We start from the raw sequence: 15,806 nt of genomic DNA, 5'->3' as shown, positions 1-15,806 counted from the left end.
GCTTCAAATGCATCTCTAGATGATAATGTTTCTCTTTTTGAGGCAAGCCCGTCTGTTGAGGACCCTTTGCGCATGAATCGCTTCCCCCTCCGTTCCCTGGCCGTGGCCCTGATGTTGGCCAGCGGCTCGCTGGCTGCTGCGCCGCTGGATGCCGCGCTCGATGAAAGTCAGCGCCTGGCCGCCGAGGCAAAAGCCTCGCAGGGCCGTGTCGAGCAGCTGGATGACGCCAGCCGTGAGATGCTGACCGAGTACCGAAATGCCTTGCAGCAGGCTGAGGCTTTGAAAGGTTATAACAGTCAACTTCGTGATCTGGTCGAAGCCCAGCGCCAGGAGCTGGCCAGTTATCAGAAGCAGCTCGATGGCATCGAACGTACCCAGGAGGCGGTGAGCCCGCAGATGGTCAAGATGGTCGAGGTGCTGGGAGAATTCATCGCCGCCGACCTGCCGTTCCTGCCCGAAGAGCGTGAAGACCGGCTGGCGCAATTGCAGGATCTGCTGCCGCGCGCCGACGTCAGCCTGGCCGACAAATACCGCCGCATCCTCGAGGCCTATCAGATCGAGAGCGATTATGGCCGTACGCTCGAAGCCTGGCGTGGCGAGCTGAACCAGGCCGACGGTGGTTCGCGCAGCGTTGAATTCCTACGCCTTGGCCGCAGCATGCTCTATTACCAGACCCTCGATGCGCACGAGAGCGGCTGGTGGAACCCGCAGACCAAGGCATGGGAAGTGCTCGACGGCAGCGCGCGTCGTCCGCTGACCCAGGCCATCGCCATCGCCCGTCAGCAACAGGCGCCCGCCGTGCTGTCCCTGCCGATCAAGACCCTGGCCGAGGAGGCCGCACAATGAGTCGTCGTGTTGTAGCCGTACTGGCGCTCAGCCTGTTGCCGGCACTGGCCGCCGTGGCCGAAACCCTCAACCCCGATCAACTGCTGCAGCGCATCCGCAGCGAGCGCGCCGCCGAAGTCAGCGCCATGCAGGAGCGCGAGCAGGCGTTCCTCGCCAAGCGCGGCGAGCAGGCCCAGTTGCTGGCCACCGCGCGTTCCGCGCTGAATACCCAGAAGGCCGAAAGCGAGCGCCTCAAAGCCGAATTCGACCGTCAGGAAGCCGAACTGGCCGAGCAGGAAAAACTGCTGGCGCAGCGTGTCGGCCACCTTGGCGAGCTGTTCGGTGTGGTGCGCCAGAGTGCCGGCGACGTCGCCGGGCAATGGCAGGACAGCCTGCTCAACGCCCAGTATCCCGAGCGCCTGAAGCGCCTCAAGGCGCTGGCCGAAAGTCGCTCGCTGCCGTCCGCCGAGGATCTTGACGGCTACTGGATGCTGCTGCTCGAAGACTTGGCCGCCAGCGGCCGTATCGAGCGCCTGCAGCTGCCGGTGGTAAATGCCGATGGTTCGCGTCAGGAGCAGCAGGTGCTGCGCGTTGGCGCCTTCGCCGTGTATGGCGAGGATGCCTTCCTGCGTTACGACGCCGACGCCGGGCAACTGGTGGCGCCGCCGCGTCAGCCGTCCGGCCTGGGCCAGGTCCAGGACTACCTGGGCAGCAGCGACGCCCTCGCCACGCTGCCCATCGACCCGAGCCGTGGCAGCCTGCTGGCGCAGCTGCAGCAGGAGCCGACGCTGTGGGATCGCCTGCAGCAGGGTGGCCTGGTCGGCTGGGTGATCGTCGTGCTGGGCGCCTTCGGTCTGCTTCTGGCCATCTGGCGCATGGTCTATCTGGGCCGCGTCGGCAGTGGCGTCAAGGCGCAGATGCACGACCTCAGCGCACCGCGGGCCGACAACCCGTTGGGTCGCGTGATCGGCGTGCTGGGCGCCAAGCCGCAACTGGCTGATCTGGAAACCCTCGAGCTAAAGCTCGACGAAGCGATCCTGCAGGAAACGCCGCCGCTGGAAAAAGGCCAGGGCCTGCTCAAGCTGCTGGCCGCTGTGGCGCCGCTGCTCGGCCTGCTGGGCACCGTGACCGGCATGATCGTGACCTTCCAGGCCATCACCCAGAGCGGTGGCGGCGACTCGCGCCTGATGGCTGATGGTATCTCCCAGGCGCTGGTGACCACCGTTCTGGGCCTGGTGGTGGCCATTCCGCTGCTGTTCCTGCACAGCCTGCTGGCCAGTCGCAGCAAGGGCCTGATCCAGATTCTGGAGCAGCAGAGCGCCGGCCTGATCGCCCTGCACCTGTCGGGAGCACCGCGCCGTGACTGACCTGTTCGCCTTCTGGCTGCGTGCGGTCGACAGTGCCTATGCACTGCTCGACTTCATGAGCGCCGGCGGCGTGGTGATGTGGGCGCTGGCGGTGCTCTGCGTGGTGTTCTGGACGCTGGTGTTCGAGCGCTTCTGGTACATGCGCAGGATTTTTCCGCGCTGGGTTCAGGAGCGTCGCGAAGCCTGGCAACAGGTGCTCGCCGATGACAACGGCAACTGGCAGCGCGCCGTGCGCCTGGCCTGGCTGGCGCAGGCGCGTCAGCAACTGGCAGCGCCGCTGCGCCTGGGCAAGACCCTGGTGGCGCTGTATCCGCTGCTGGGCCTGCTTGGCACCGTGCTCGGCATGATCGCGGTGTTCGACGTGCTCGCCCTCAACGGTACCGGTAACCCACGCGGCATGGCCGCTGGCGTCTGGCAGGCGACCCTGCCGACCATGGCCGGCATGGTCCTGGCCATTCCTGGATTGTTCAGCCTGGCGCGTCTCGAACGCGAAGCCAGCCAGGCCATCGAGCGGCTGGCCGACCAGCTGCGTCACGACTGAGATCGCCCAACATGAGAATGCGTCGTCACCACCAGCAGGACGAAGACACCGGCATCGACCTTACGCCGATGCTCGACGTGGTCTTCATCATGCTGATCTTCTTCATCGTCACCAGCTCCTTTATCCGCGAGTCCGGGGTCGAGGTGCAGCGCCCGCAGGCGGAGACCGCCAGCCCGCAGGACAAGGGCAACATCCTCATCGCCGTCACCGCCGACGGGCAGATCTGGATGGACAAGCAGCCGGTGGATATCCGCAGCGTGCGTGCGCACGTCGAGCGCATGCGGGTCGACCAGCCGGAAGGTGCGGTAGTGGTGCAGGCCGACCAGGATGCGCGTACCGGCCTGGTGGTTCAGGTGATGGATCAGGCACGTCTGGCCGGTGTGCAGGATGTCGCCCTGGCTGCCGGTAGCGGAGTCAACTGATGCGCCTGCCGCTGTCTTTTCTCGGCGCCTGCCTGATGGCCTTGGGGCTTTTCGCCCTGATGCTGTACATGGTCGCGCCGCCGAGCGCCAAGGTAAGCCAGGACCCGGTCAGTGTGGCCAATTTCGTGCGTATGGACGGTAACGCCAGCGAGACCGCCAGCCGCACGCGGCAGCAGGCGCCGCAGCCACCGACGCCGCAAACGCCACAGCCACCCACGCCGCCGACCCCGCAAACGGCCACGCCGAGTGCCAACCTGCCGGCGCTGGACATCCAGCTGCCAAGCCTGGCCAGCGGTATCGCCGTCAACAGCGCGCCGGCACCGAGCCTGTCCGGCCTTGCGCCGGGTGCTCCGGCACCGACGCCGCCGAGCGAGGCCGCCGAATCCGGCGGGCAGATGGGCGGGATGGAAAGCGAAGTCATGCCGCTCAACGACGTGCGCCCGGAATATCCGCGCTATGCGCTGCAGCGTGGCATCGAAGGTTTCGTCAAACTGGCTTTCACCATCAATCGCTCCGGCAGTGTGGAGAACATCCGCGTGCTGGAAGCCAACCCGCGTAACGTATTCGAGCGCGAAGCACGTCGTGCCGCGGCACGCTGGCGCTTTGCGCCGCGTACCGAAGGCGGCCTGGCGGTGGACCGCGAAGCGGTGAAGACCCTCTACTTCCGTCTGGAAAGGAGCTGACCATGTACCGTTGGTTGTTGCTCGTGATGCTCAGTACCGCGGCCGTGCCCGGTATGGCCCAACAGACCGTCGACCCGGCCGTGTTCAAGGCCCTGAATGCGGCGCAGGCCGCTCAGCAAAAGGGCGATTACAGCGCGGCGCGGCGCGCGCTGGATGAGGTCCAGGCCAAGAGCGGCAGTCTCGAAGAGGCGCTGATCTGGCGCAGCAAGGCCTACGTGGCCTGGTCGGCCGGCAACAACGGTCAGGCCATCGAGTGGCTGGAGAAGGCCCTGCGCAGCGGCAAGCTGGACGACGAGATGCTGGCTGGCGAGCGTCTCAACCTGGCCAAGCTCAACCTGGGTGAGCGCCGGTACGCCAAGGTCGTCGAGCTGCTGGCTCCTAATCAGGGCAGTGCCTCCAAGGAAGTGCTGCAGATGCTGGTGCAGGCTTATCAGGGCATGAATCAGCCGGCCAAGGCGTTGCCGCTGGCTGAGCGTTACGTGCAGGCCAACCCCAAAGCCGCGGACATCTGGCTGCAGTTTCTGGTGGGCGCCAATGCCGATCTGAAGCGCTATGCCCAGGCCGAGCGCTGGCAGCGTCAGTTGCTGGCGCGCCAGCCGAACGATGCCAAGGGCTGGCGCCAACTGGCCGGTCTGCAGCAGATGGCCGGCAGTAACGACAAGGCGCTGGCGACCCTGCGTGCGGCGCACAGCAAGGGCCTGCGTTTCAGCGAGTCGGAACTGGACAACCTGGTGCTGCTGGCCGGCGCCGCCGATCAGCCCTGGCAAGGCGCCAAGCTGCTCGCCGGCATGCTCGACAGTGGTCTGCTGGCCAACACCGCTGCCCGTCAGGAGCGCCTCGGGCTGTTCTGGTGGCAGGCGCGTGATCGTTCTGCGGCGGTGCGCGTGCTGCGCCCGCTGGCCGAGCGCAGTGGCAACGGCAAGCATTGGCTGTACGTCGCGCAGCTGGAACTGGAGCAGTCGCGCTGGCAGGCCGGCCTGGATGCGCTGGCGCGCGCCGAACGTGGCGGTGCCGAGCGCGCCAAGGTGCGTTCCTGGCGCCAGTGGGCAGAAAGCGAATTGCGCTTCGAGCGGGAAAATCGGGTCGCCAGTCGTAGCTGACGATGATACGGATATGAAAAAGCCAGACTTGATGTCTGGCTTTTTCTTTGGAGAGGTATTTGTAGGCGCGGCGGGCGGCGTTCCGATTTATCCGCGAATCTTTTCGCGGCTGAAGCCGCTCCTACGAAGATCAGCTATCGGGCAGTTCGTAGGCGTAGATCTTGTCCGCTTCCATCTGGTAACCGACCTCGGCCAGCTCGCTGCTGACATGCTCGGTTTTCAGCGGACCTTCCACCCAGAACGGCTGGTACAGCGCATCGAGCAGTACACCCAGCTCGCTGGTAACGTGGACGATCTGGTTCGAGGGCGGTGGCGGCACGTGAATGCAGGCGCCGAAGTAGGGCACCAGCAGGAATTCCACCACGCGGCCTTCGTCGGTCACGTCCAGCGGCACGATATAGCCCGGCAGTTTCACCGCCTGGCCGTTGAGCTCCTTGACCACCGGCGCGGCCGGCGATTGCTGCATGGCTGCCGGACCGGATTCGGCCAGGGCATCGGCCAGTTGCGAGAGGTCGTGAATCGGGGTCGGGTCGATGACCTGCGGCGGCGCATCCGGCGGGATCAGATCGGACCAGGTGATTTCGCGCACATCGGCGGCGGCCAGCGGCAGGGCCAGCGTCAGCAGCAGGCTGGCGAGCAGGGGGCGGAACATGGATTACCTCTGTGCAGTGATTCGCCTGCACAGTGTACAGGCGAATCGCGCTTTACAGGCGTATCGACAAGCCGTCGGCGAGTGACTGCCGATAGGCGCGCCAGGCCGGCACACTGCCCATCGCCACGGCCGCGGCGAGAATGCTGCCCAGCAGTTTCCATTCGTAAGTGGACGGGGCATTGAGGGCCAGGTACAGGCCGTAGTTGGCCTGTACGAAGCCCTGACTGCCGGCGATGCCCAGGTACAGCAGCGCGACACCGAAGGTTACGCCGGCCAATGCCAGGGCGAAGGCTTCCAACACCAGCAGGCTGCCGATATGCCAGGGGCGTGCGCCGACCGAACGCAGGATGGCCATCTCCCGGCGCCGCTCGTTGAGGCTGGTGAGAATCGCCGTGAGCATACCGATCAGACCGGTCAGCACGACGAACAGCGAGACCACGAACAGTGCCTGCTCGGCGGTCCCCATCAGGCTCCATAGCTCTTGCAGCGCTACGCCTGGGAGAATCGCCAGCAGTGGCTCACCACGGAACTCGTTGATCTCGCGTTGCAGGCTGAACGTGGCGATCTTGCTATTGAGGCCGAGCATGAAGGCGGTGATCTGCTTGGGTTGCAGGTCCATGGTGCGCGCCTGATCGGCGCTGACCCGCGCATCTCCGCGGGCCGGCATGCCGTTCTGCCAATCGACGTGCAGTGCTTCCATCCCGGCCAGGGAGATGTGCAGGGTGCGGTCGACCGGCGTACCGGTGCGCTCGAGGATGCCGACCACGGTGAAGGGTTTGTCGTCATGCTTGACCAGGCTGATGGTGGCGACGCCATGAGCCAGGACGATCTTTTCGCCGAGGTCGTAGCCCAGTGCCTGCGCCACTTCTGCGCCTAGCACCACTTCGAAGGGATCGTCGGCGAAGGCGCGGCCTTCGGCCAGCTGCAACGCCTGGCTGCGGGCGTAACGGTAGTGTTCGAAATAGGCGGTGCTGGTGCCCATAACCCGGTAGCCGCGATGCGAGTCGCCCAGTGAGATGGGAATGGCCCACTTGACCTGGCGGTGATTGGCGAAGCGCTCGAAGCTGTCCCAGCGGATGTTGTTGGTGGCGTTGCCGATGCGGAATACCGAGTACAGCAGCAGGTTCACGCTGCCCGAGCGGGCGCCGACGATCAGGTCGGTGCCGCTGATGGTATTGGCGAAGCTGGCGCGGGCTTCGGTGCGCACACGCTCTACGGCCAGCAACAGGCAGACCGACAGGGCGATGGCGAACACAGTGAGCAGCGCGGTGAAACGGCGGTTGGCCAGGCTGGCCATGGCTATGCGAAGAAGATGCATCTCAGACCTCGACGGGCTTGGCGGCGCGGTTGAGTTCGGCCAGTGACAGGTTACGGTCGAACAGCTGAGCCAGGCTCTGGTCGTGGCTGACGAACAGCAGGCTGGCGCCGGCAGCGCGGCACTCGGCGAAGAGCAATTGTAGGAAGGCCTCGCGTGCGTCGAAGTCCAATGCCGAGGTTGGCTCGTCGGCGATCACCAGCTCCGGCTGGCCGATCAGCGCCCGGGCGGCGGCAACGCGTTGCTGTTGGCCGATGGACAGCTCATCGGCGCGGCGGCCGAGCAGGTCGGCGCGCAGGCCGAGATGGTCGAGCAGCGCCGCGGCGGCCGCATCGATGCTGCCGTGGCGCTGGCGTGCGCGCTCGGCACGCAGACGCGAGAAGCGGCAGGGCAGCTCGACGTTCTCGCGTACGGAAAGAAATGGCAGCAGGTTGAACTGCTGAAAAATGTAGCCGGTGTGATCGACGCGAAAGCGGTCGCGGGCGCCGGCGGAGAGTTGGCCCAGATCCTGGCCGAGCAGGCGGATATGGCCGCTTTGCGCACGTTGTACGCCGCCGAGCAGGCCAAGCAGGGTGGTCTTGCCGCTGCCGCTGGGGCCTTTGAGGAACAGGGTTTCACCGCGCGCCAGGGTGAAGGTGGGAATATCCAGCAGCTGCGCCTGGCCGGGCCAGGCGAAGCCGAGATTGGCGAGTTCGATCAGAGGTTCGGTCATTGTCTACTGCGAGTCGGGGGAAGGCGCTCATGCCGGAGCGAGGGGCGCTCACTCCGGCAATGGGACGTGGCAGGTCAGAAGCTCAGACGTGGCTGCGCCGGCGTCAGCTCCACGCCCTGCTGGCCGTTCGGGCCGATCAGTTGTACCTGAATCTTCTCGGTGGCGGGGAAGCGTTTGAACAGTTCGGCGAGATCCAGTTGTTTCAATTCGTTGGCCTTGGCGCACTCGAAGCGATAGTGCGCGTGGATGTCGCTGTGTTCGCCTTCATGATCATGATGGTCGTGGTCGTGGTCGTGGTCGTGGTCAGCGTCGCCGAACAATGGGCTTTCCAGTTCCACTTCGGTGGCCTTGCAGTCACCACTGTTGAGTGCGAACAGCGCGATGGGCTGCTCCAGCTCGCGCTTGGCGGCGGCGACCTTGGTCTTGTCGGCATCGCTCTTGGCGGCATGCTCGAAACCGACCAGGTTCATCGCCGGGCTTTCCAGCTGCAGCTCCAGCAGGTTGCCGTCCAACGCAGCGTTGAGGCTGGCGACGCCGTGCTCGTGGGCGCCCAGGCTGTCGTGGTGGTGATCATGGTCGTGGCCGTGTTCATGCGCCTGGGCGGCGACCAGAGGCAGCAGGGCAAAGGGCAGGGCGAGCAGCAGGTGGCGCATGGTTGTCTCCAGCGTGGGTGCGATTTAGTTGTTACGTTATAACAACTTTTATGACGAACTGGCCAGCCTGCCGCTGCCGTGGGAGCATGGTAATTCCTGACTGGAGGCTGAACATGGTACGAATTCGTGGGCGAATCGGCGATTGGCCGGTAGACCTGACACTGAAGCTGGATGCCGAGGACTGGGCGCAACTGGCGCAACAGGTTGCTGTCGCGCCGGCTGCCAACGCGGCTGTGTCGGCCCCTACGCTAGATGCGGGTGATGCCCTGTGGCAGACCGCCTTGCAGCTGGTGCGTGATGCCGGGCAGGTGGAAGGGCCGCGACTGATGGCGCAACTGGCGGCGCTGGCCGGCGGGGAGGCCGCGGGCAAACGCCTGCTGGTGCGCCTGCGCCACTGCGCGCAGATTCGCATGGAAACAGGCGCGGACGCGCCGATCTATCACTGGCAAGAGCAGCAGTAAGCTGCAAGCTACAAGAGGACGCATGGCTCCTGATTCCGCTTGCAGCTTGAGGCTTGCCGCTGCTCTCAGTAGATCGCCTGATACAGCTTGCGGCGGTAGCTGGTGACCAGCGGATGATCGCCGCCAAGCAGGTCGAATACCTGTAGCAATGTCTTGTGCGGCAGGCCCTCAGCGTAGCTGCGGTTGCGCACGAACAGCTTGAGCAGACCATCCAGCGCGGCTTCGTACTGCTGGCGCGCCAGTTGTTGCACGGCCAGTTGATAAACCGCCTCGTCATCCTCGGCATTTTGCGCCAGGCGGCTTTTCAGCGTGGCTGCGTCAGGCAGGTCGGCGGCCTGGCGCAGGAAGGTCAGCTGTGCCCTGGCGCCAGCCAGTGCCTGCTTGTGCTCGTCGCCCTTCACGGCGTCGAGTACCACCTCGGCCTCACCCAGCTCGCCGCGTTCAGCCAGGCAGCGTGCGTAGAGAATCAGCGCGCCTGCATTCTCGTTGTCTTCGGTCAGCACCTGCTTGAGCAGCGCCTCGGTCTCGGCGAAGCGACCTTCGGCGAACAGGACCTGGGCGCTTTCCATCGGGTCGGCAGCAGCCGGAGCCGGCTCGGCAACGTGGGGCTTTAGCATCTCGCGGATCGCCGCTTCCGGCTGGGCGCCGGCGAAGCCATCCACCGGTTGGCCGTCCTTGAACAGCACCACGGTGGGCAGGCTGCGAATGCCGAAGCGCATGACGATGTCCTGCTCGATGTCGCAGTTGACCTTGGCCAGCAGCAGCTCACCGGCGTATTCCTCGGTGATCTTAGCCAGCATCGGCATCAGTGCCTTGCACGGGGCGCACCATTCCGCCCAGAAGTCCACCAGCACCGGTTTGTGAAAGGAGTTCTCGATCACCAGTTGCTCGAAGCTGGCGGCGCCGGAGATGTCGAAGATGTAAGGGGAGTCGCTCATGGTCGGTCTCGAAAAGCAGGGCAATGGTCTATTAATGCGGGCAGCGGTGCGCGGTTACAAGGGGCGCGCCGCGTGATACAGACTGACCTCGCGAAATTCCGCAGGCTCGGCCAGATCCGGCCAGGTGCAGCCCTCCAGCAGGGCCAGGCGCTGGTAGAGCGGATGCTGGAAGTCCTTGACCCGCGAGTCGGCCACCAGCGCCTGACGCCCACGGCTGAGGAAGTGGTCCAGCAACGGCAGATTGGCGCGGTCGTAGAGCACGTCGGCTACCAGAATCAGGTCGTAGCGGTCCGCCTCGGCGAAGAAATCTTCCGAGTAGTTCAGCGTCACGCCATTGAGTTCGGCATTGGCGCGACAGGCGGCCAGTGCCACGGGGTCGAGGTCGCAGGCCACCACCTCGGCGGCGCCGGCCTTGGCAGCGGCAATCGCCGCCACGCCGGAGCCTGCGCCAAAATCCAGTACGCGCTTGCCGCGCACCCAATCGGGACGCTCGGCCAGCCAGCGCGCCAGCACCAGGCCGCTGGCCCAGCAGAAGCACCAGTAGGGCGGCTCTTCGAGAATGCGCTGGGTTTCCTCGGCGTTGAAGGCGCGATCCATGTTGCTGGCATCGATCAGCCATAAGGCGATATCGGTACCCGGCAGGGTTTCGGCCACCAGGCGGGCATCGCCGAGCAGTTCGCTCAGCGCCTGCTGCAGCACTTCCGGTGGCTTCATGGCGCCGGCACCAGATGCAGCGCCCCCAGATCCTGGTCGCTTAACTCGACGATGGTGCGTGCCGGCAGGCGTTGCACCAGGCGCCCAGACTGGCTGACCCGGCCGCGCAGTTCCAGGCGTAGATCCTGCGGTACCTGCCGGTCGCTCACCGGCAGATGAAATGGCAGCGCTTCGCCGTTGCCACGCAGATGGATCTGACCGAGCAGGGCACGCGGCCGGCCGCGCATATCCACGCCCAGCAGCGCCAGATCGACATCGGCGCCCGCGGCCACGCCAATCAACTCGCCGCGCAGGCCGGGCCCTTGGACGATGGGCGTACTGGCTTCGGTCTCAGTCGGCGTTGGAGTGGCAGGCGGTGTGGTAGCCGTGGGTTCGCTGGCACAGGCGGCGAGCAGGCCGCTCAACGCCACAGGCAGGAAGGACAGGTATCGGTTCATGGCAGGTTCTGCTCTCGAAGGTGCGTTGCCATAGCTTAATTTGTCTTGCTGCCTCTATGCGCTACCATGACGCCTTTGCCGCCAACAGCCCGCGCCTGCCATGCATTGTCCCTTCTGCGCCGCCAACGACACCAAGGTCATCGATTCCCGTCTGGTCGCCGAGGGCGACCAGGTCCGCCGCCGCCGCGAATGCGTGGCCTGCGGCGAGCGTTTCACCACCTTCGAAACCGCCGAGCTGGTGATGCCACGTCTGATCAAACAGGACGGCAGCCGCCAGCCCTTCGATGAAGAGAAGCTGCGCGCCGGCATGCAGCGCGCGCTGGAGAAACGCCCGGTCAGCGTCGAGCGCCTGGAAGAGGCCATCGCCCGCATCAAGCAGCAGCTGCGGGCCACTGGCGAGCGCGAGGTGAAGTCGCTGGTGCTGGGCGAACTGGTGATGACCGAGCTGAGCAAACTCGACGAGGTGGCCTACATTCGTTTCGCCTCGGTGTATCGGCGCTTCCAGGATCTCAACGAATTCCGCGAAGAAATTGAGCGTCTGGCCCGCGAGCCGTCGAAAAGCCGATGAACGAGCGCGACCACTTGTTTATGGCGCGCGCCCTTAAGCTGGCGCGCAAAGGCCTTTATTCCACCCATCCGAATCCCCGGGTTGGCTGCGTCATCGTGCGTGACGGCGAGATCGTCGGCGAGGGCTGGCATGCCCGGGCTGGCGAGCCGCACGCCGAGGTGCACGCCCTGCGCCAGGCCGGTGAGCGGGCGCGCGGTGCCACCGCCTACGTGACCCTGGAGCCCTGCAGCCACCACGGGCGTACGCCGCCCTGCGCCGATGCGCTGGTCGCAGCGGGTGTCGGTCGGGTGGTCGCGGCGATGCAGGATCCCAACCCGCAAGTCGCCGGGCGTGGCCTGTTGCGCCTGGCCAATGCCGGAATCGAAGTGCTGTCCGGCGTGCTGGAGGCCGAGGCGCGGGCGCTCAATGTCGGCTTCATCAAACGCATGGAAAGTGGCCTGCCGTTCGTGCGGGTCAAGTCGGCGATGAGCCTGGATGGCCGTACGGCGATGGCCAGCGGCGAAAGCCAGTGGATCACCGGGCCGGCAGCGCGCGCCGAGGTGCAGCGTTTACGCGCGCAGTCCAGCGTGGTGCTCAGTGGCGCGGACACCGTGCTGGCCGATGATGCACGGCTGACCGTGCGCCCCGAAGAGCTGGGGCTTGATGCCGAGTTGACCGCCCTGGCGCAGCGTCGCCCGCCGCTGCGCGTGCTGATCGATGGCCGCCTGCGTGTGCCGTTGGACCAAACCTTCTTCCAGGTCGGCTCTGCTCTGGTGGCGACCTGCGCTGTCGCCATCGCTCCTGATCGCTACCAGGCGGACGGCCACGAACTGCTTGCCGTGCCGGGCAGCGATGGCCATGTCGACTTGCGCAAACTGATGCAGGAGCTGGCCGTGCGCGGCGTCAACGAGGTGCTGGTCGAGGCCGGGCCGCGTCTGGCTGGCGCCTTCGCCCGTGCCGGGCTGGTGGACGAGTACCGCATCTTCGTCGCGCCCAAGTTGCTGGGTTCCAGCGCACGGCCATTGTTCGAGCTGCCGCTCGATCACATGGCCGAGGCGACGGAACTGCGCATCCTAGATATCCGCGCCGTTGGCGAAGACTGGCAGGTCACCGCCGTACCGAAGACCGCCTAGCGCGGGGCCATGCGTTACGGTTGCAAATGTGGTACAACGCAACGCGGCCATTTCATATGGCCGCAACGTTCTCAGGGCGGGGTGAGATTCCCCACCGGCGGTAATGGTTCGCAGAACCTAGCCCGCGAGCGCTCGTCATGGCATCTGCCGGACGAGGTCCAGCAGACCCGGTGCGATTCCGGGGCCGACGGTATAGTCCGGATAAAGAGAGAGCGGGATTCCCTCCTCGGGCGCCTTTTGCGTGTCCGTGAAATCCCTATCGATCGGCATTGCCCTGTTTTTGACCAAAACAGGAGTTCGTCCATGCTGTTCAGCAATACCTTCAACGTGAAACCGGAGGGCGTATGTTCACCGGCATAATCGAAGCCATCGGCAGCATCCGCGCCATGACGCCCAAGGGCGGCGACGTGCGCGTCTACGTGGCCACCGGCAAACTCGACCTGGGCGACGTCAAGCTCGGCGACAGCATCGCCGTCAACGGCATCTGCCTGACCGCCGTGGAATTGCCCGGCGACGGCTTCTGGGCCGACGTCAGCCGCGAGACGCTGGCGCGTACCGCCTTCGTCGATCTCAAGCCCGGCAGCGCGGTGAACCTGGAAAAGGCCCTGACGCCGACCAGCCGCCTCGGTGGGCATCTGGTCAGTGGGCACGTCGATGGCGTCGGCGAGATCGTCTCGCGCGCCGATAATGCCCGCGCCGTGCAGTTCAGGGTGCGCGCCCCGCGCGAACTGGCCAAGTACATCGCGCACAAGGGCTCGATCACCGTCGACGGCACCAGCCTGACCGTCAACGCCGTCGATGGCGCCGAGTTCGAACTGACCATCGTGCCGCACACCCTGGCCGAGACCATCATGGTCGACTACCAGGCCGGGCGTAAGGTCAATCTCGAGGTCGACCTGCTGGCTCGTTACCTGGAACGCCTGCTGCTCGGCGACAAGGCCGCCGAGCCCAAGGCCTCGGGCCTCACCGAAAGCTTTCTCGCCGAACACGGCTACCTGAAGAATTGAGGAGACGCCCGATGGCGCTCAATACCGCTGAAGAACTGATCGAAGACATCCGCGCCGGCAAGATGGTCATCCTCATGGATGACGAGGATCGCGAGAACGAAGGCGACATCATCATCGCCTCCGAATGCGTCACCGCCGAGCACATCAACTTCATGGCCCGCTTCGCCCGTGGCCTGATCTGCATGCCGATGACCCGCGAGCGCTGCGAGCTGCTCAACCTGCCGCTGATGGCGCCGCGCAATGGTTCCGGCTTCGGCACCAAGTTCACCGTTTCCATCGAGGCCGCCGAGGGCGTGACCACCGGCATCTCCGCCGCCGACCGCGCGCGTACCGTGCAGGCTGCGGTCGCGCGCAACGCTGTGGCCGAGGACATCGTCAGCCCCGGTCACATTTTCCCGTTGATGGCACAGCCGGGCGGCGTGCTGGCGCGTGCCGGCCATACCGAGGCGGCATGCGACCTGGCGCGCATGGGCGGTTTCGAACCGAGCGGCGTGATCTGCGAGATCATGAACGACGACGGCACCATGGCGCGTCGCCCGGAGCTGGAGAAGTTCGCTGAAGAGCATGGTTTGAAGATTGGCACCATCGCCGACCTGATCCACTACCGCCTGATCCACGAGCGCACCGTCGAACGCATCAGCGAGCAGCCGTTGGACACCGAGCTGGGCCAGTTCAACCTGGTGACCTACCGTGATGGCGTGGAGAACACGGCGCACATGGCATTGACCCTGGGCACCGTCTGCGCGGAAGAGCCGACCCTGGTGCGCGTGCACAACATGGACCCGCTGCGCGACCTGTTCCTGGTCAACCAGCCGGGCCGTTGGAGCATGCGTGCGGCCATGGCCGAAGTGGCCAAGGCGGGCAGTGGCGTGGTGCTGCTGCTCGGCAACCCGCTGACCGGCCCTGAGCTGCTGGCGCTGATCGGCCGTCAGCAACCGGCCAACCCGGCGACCTACAGCACGGTGGGTGCCGGTTCGCAGATTCTGCGCGACCTGGGCGTGCGCAAGATGCGCTTGATGAGCTCGCCGATGAAGTTCAACGCGATATCCGGCTTCGACCTCGAGGTTGTAGAATACCTGCCGTCTAAATAAGAAGCGGCTCGACAGAGCCGCATCTGATGACCCTCTCCCTCTGGGAGAGGGTGCCCGCAGGGCGGGAGAGGGTGTTGTGGTCAACGCCTAACCCTCTCCCTACGCGGGCCGCCCCTGCCCCTCTCCCGCAAGCGGGAGAGGGGAGAAAGCGAGCCCTCTGCCGGTGGCAAGGGGGCTACGCCGACAAACGAATTTTATTTTCGGAGCGCAAAGCGCTCCGGCTCTTTAACCCATGTGAGACCCGTCATGACCCTGAAGACCATCGAAGGTACCTTCATCGCCCCGAAGGGCAAATACGCCCTGGTGGTAGGCCGTTTCAACAGCTTCGTCGTCGAGAGCCTGGTCAGCGGCGCCATCGACGCCCTGGTTCGCCACGGTGTCAGCGAGAGCGACATCACCATCATCCGTGCTCCGGGTGCCTTCGAGATTCCGCTGGTTACCCAGAAGGTCGCTCAGCGTGGCGAGTACGCGGCGATCATCGCCCTGGGCGCGGTCATCCGTGGCGGCACCCCGCACTTCGAATACGTCGCCGGCGAGTGCACCAAGGGCCTGGCCCAGGTCTCTATGGAATATGGCGTACCGGTCGCCTTCGGCGTGCTGACCGTCGACTCCATCGAACAAGCCATCGAACGTTCCGGCACCAAGGCAGGTAACAAGGGTGCCGAAGCTGCGCTGTCTGCCCTGGAAATGGTCAGCCTGCTGGCGCAGTTGGAGGCCAAGTGAGCAACTCCGGTAACGGCCAGCCGGCCAAGAAGGGCCCCAGCGGCAAGATCCTCGCCCGTCGCGAGGCTCGCACCCTGGCCATGCAGGCCCTGTACTCCTGGCACATCGCCGGGCAGCCGCTGAACGAGATCGAGGCGCAGTTCCGCGTCGACAATGACTTCAGCAAGGTCGATGGAGCCTACTTCCACGAGATCCTGCACGGCGTGCCGCGGCAGAAGACCGAGCTGGACGGTGCCTTCGCGCCGCTGCTCGATCGCCCGCTGGAAGAGATCGATCCGGTCGAGCTGGCCATCCTGCGCCTGTCCACCTACGAGCTGAAGAACCGCGTCGACGTCCCCTACAAGGTGGTGATCAACGAAGGTATCGAGCTGGCCAAGGTGTTCGGTGCCACCGACGGGCACAAGTTCGTCAACGGCATCCTCGACAAGCTTGCGCCTACGCTGCGTGCCGCCGAAGTCAACGCCAACAAGCGTTGAGGCCCTAGC

20 protein-coding genes and 1 riboswitch are annotated in these 15,806 nt (G+C 65.4%); of the genes, 13 read left to right on the top strand and 7 right to left on the bottom strand.

What is annotated here, in order from left to right; translation table 11 throughout:
- Positions 1 to 72: 72 nt before the first annotated feature.
- The 6 genes from P3C50_RS21905 to P3C50_RS21880 are packed head-to-tail and all read left to right on the top strand — an operon-like array spanning position 73 to position 4,938.
- A complete protein-coding gene (locus P3C50_RS21905; RefSeq protein WP_003463253.1) occupies positions 73 to 846 on the top strand; it encodes a DUF3450 domain-containing protein in 774 nt (257 codons plus the stop codon).
- On the top strand, positions 843 to 2,192 hold the full coding sequence (locus tag P3C50_RS21900) for a MotA/TolQ/ExbB proton channel family protein (protein ID WP_275547604.1): 1,350 nt from the start codon (positions 843 to 845) through the stop codon (positions 2,190 to 2,192). The genes P3C50_RS21905 and P3C50_RS21900 overlap by 4 nt, the downstream gene beginning before the upstream one ends.
- Positions 2,185 to 2,733 (top strand): MotA/TolQ/ExbB proton channel family protein, encoded by a 549-nt coding sequence (locus P3C50_RS21895; protein ID WP_100549131.1) that lies wholly within the window; start codon positions 2,185 to 2,187, stop codon positions 2,731 to 2,733. The genes P3C50_RS21900 and P3C50_RS21895 overlap by 8 nt, the downstream gene beginning before the upstream one ends.
- 11 nt (positions 2,734 to 2,744) lie before the next feature.
- Entirely contained in the window at positions 2,745 to 3,155 is a 411-nt protein-coding gene (locus tag P3C50_RS21890) for an ExbD/TolR family protein (protein WP_021489595.1), read from the top strand.
- Positions 3,155 to 3,838, top strand: coding sequence for an energy transducer TonB family protein (locus tag P3C50_RS21885; protein WP_197855588.1), 684 nt, complete (start codon positions 3,155 to 3,157; stop codon positions 3,836 to 3,838). The genes P3C50_RS21890 and P3C50_RS21885 overlap by 1 nt, the downstream gene beginning before the upstream one ends.
- Before the next feature lie 2 nt (positions 3,839 to 3,840).
- A complete protein-coding gene (locus tag P3C50_RS21880; protein ID WP_275547603.1) occupies positions 3,841 to 4,938 on the top strand; it encodes a tetratricopeptide repeat protein in 1,098 nt (365 codons plus the stop codon).
- A gap of 130 nt (positions 4,939 to 5,068) precedes the next feature.
- Here P3C50_RS21880 and P3C50_RS21875 read toward each other — a convergent pair whose 3' ends face one another.
- From P3C50_RS21875 to P3C50_RS21860, 4 genes are all read right to left on the bottom strand, one after another.
- Positions 5,069 to 5,590 (bottom strand): DUF3299 domain-containing protein, encoded by a 522-nt coding sequence (locus P3C50_RS21875; protein WP_275547602.1) that lies wholly within the window; start codon positions 5,588 to 5,590, stop codon positions 5,069 to 5,071.
- 52 nt (positions 5,591 to 5,642) lie between these two features.
- Entirely contained in the window at positions 5,643 to 6,908 is a 1,266-nt protein-coding gene (locus tag P3C50_RS21870) for an ABC transporter permease (protein WP_275547601.1), read from the bottom strand.
- Between the two features lies 1 nt (position 6,909).
- A complete protein-coding gene (locus P3C50_RS21865; protein WP_197855584.1) occupies positions 6,910 to 7,617 on the bottom strand; it encodes an ABC transporter ATP-binding protein in 708 nt (235 codons plus the stop codon).
- A gap of 74 nt (positions 7,618 to 7,691) precedes the next feature.
- Complete coding sequence (locus tag P3C50_RS21860; RefSeq protein ID WP_275547600.1) at positions 7,692 to 8,270, bottom strand: DUF2796 domain-containing protein; 579 nt, start codon at positions 8,268 to 8,270, stop codon at positions 7,692 to 7,694.
- Between the two features lie 113 nt (positions 8,271 to 8,383).
- On the opposite strand from P3C50_RS21860, the gene P3C50_RS21855 reads away from it, so the two are divergent.
- Positions 8,384 to 8,731, top strand: coding sequence for a hypothetical protein (locus tag P3C50_RS21855; RefSeq protein WP_275547599.1), 348 nt, complete (start codon positions 8,384 to 8,386; stop codon positions 8,729 to 8,731).
- A gap of 65 nt (positions 8,732 to 8,796) precedes the next feature.
- On the opposite strand, the gene trxA is transcribed toward P3C50_RS21855, so the two are convergent.
- Genes trxA through P3C50_RS21840 form a run of 3 tightly spaced genes read right to left on the bottom strand, consistent with a single transcriptional unit; the run spans position 8,797 to position 10,820 of the window.
- Complete coding sequence (trxA, locus tag P3C50_RS21850; protein ID WP_275547598.1) at positions 8,797 to 9,669, bottom strand: thioredoxin; 873 nt, start codon at positions 9,667 to 9,669, stop codon at positions 8,797 to 8,799.
- Positions 9,670 to 9,723: 54 nt separating this feature from the next.
- A complete protein-coding gene (locus tag P3C50_RS21845) occupies positions 9,724 to 10,383 on the bottom strand; it encodes a class I SAM-dependent methyltransferase (protein ID WP_275547597.1) in 660 nt (219 codons plus the stop codon).
- A complete protein-coding gene (locus tag P3C50_RS21840; RefSeq protein WP_275547596.1) occupies positions 10,380 to 10,820 on the bottom strand; it encodes a hypothetical protein in 441 nt (146 codons plus the stop codon). The genes P3C50_RS21845 and P3C50_RS21840 overlap by 4 nt, the downstream gene beginning before the upstream one ends.
- A 100-nt stretch (positions 10,821 to 10,920) precedes the next feature.
- Between P3C50_RS21840 and nrdR the strand changes: the two genes are divergently transcribed.
- The 6 genes from nrdR to nusB all read left to right on the top strand — a co-directional run bounded on the left by nrdR (position 10,921) and on the right by nusB (position 15,797).
- Complete coding sequence (gene nrdR, locus P3C50_RS21835; RefSeq protein ID WP_003243991.1) at positions 10,921 to 11,388, top strand: transcriptional regulator NrdR; 468 nt, start codon at positions 10,921 to 10,923, stop codon at positions 11,386 to 11,388.
- Complete coding sequence (ribD, locus tag P3C50_RS21830) at positions 11,385 to 12,500, top strand: bifunctional diaminohydroxyphosphoribosylaminopyrimidine deaminase/5-amino-6-(5-phosphoribosylamino)uracil reductase RibD (protein WP_275547595.1); 1,116 nt, start codon at positions 11,385 to 11,387, stop codon at positions 12,498 to 12,500. The genes nrdR and ribD overlap by 4 nt, the downstream gene beginning before the upstream one ends.
- Positions 12,501 to 12,563: 63 nt before the next feature.
- A riboswitch (FMN riboswitch) is annotated at positions 12,564 to 12,718 on the top strand.
- Positions 12,719 to 12,844: 126 nt separating this feature from the next.
- On the top strand, positions 12,845 to 13,507 hold the full coding sequence (locus tag P3C50_RS21825; RefSeq protein ID WP_072424492.1) for a riboflavin synthase: 663 nt from the start codon (positions 12,845 to 12,847) through the stop codon (positions 13,505 to 13,507).
- Between the two features lie 11 nt (positions 13,508 to 13,518).
- Positions 13,519 to 14,598: a bifunctional 3,4-dihydroxy-2-butanone-4-phosphate synthase/GTP cyclohydrolase II gene (gene ribBA, locus P3C50_RS21820; RefSeq protein ID WP_275547594.1), complete on the top strand. Its 1,080-nt coding sequence runs from the start codon at positions 13,519 to 13,521 to the stop codon at positions 14,596 to 14,598.
- Positions 14,599 to 14,844: 246 nt separating this feature from the next.
- Positions 14,845 to 15,321 carry a 6,7-dimethyl-8-ribityllumazine synthase gene (gene ribE / locus P3C50_RS21815; protein WP_012019761.1) on the top strand — a complete coding sequence of 159 codons (477 nt, stop codon included), beginning with the start codon at positions 14,845 to 14,847 and terminating at the stop codon, positions 15,319 to 15,321.
- The gene (gene nusB / locus P3C50_RS21810; RefSeq protein WP_161867412.1) at positions 15,318 to 15,797 is read left to right on the top strand and encodes a transcription antitermination factor NusB; all 480 of its coding nucleotides are present in this window, start codon (positions 15,318 to 15,320) and stop codon (positions 15,795 to 15,797) included. Before ribE ends, nusB begins: the two co-directional genes overlap by 4 nt.
- Positions 15,798 to 15,806: the final 9 nt, after the last annotated feature.

Source organism: Pseudomonas sp. Marseille-Q0931, assembly GCF_940789645.1.
Lineage (GTDB): Bacteria > Pseudomonadota > Gammaproteobacteria > Pseudomonadales > Pseudomonadaceae > Aquipseudomonas.
The sequence above is the reverse complement of the archived record's forward strand: the minus strand, read 5'-3'. Positions and strand labels throughout refer to the sequence as shown.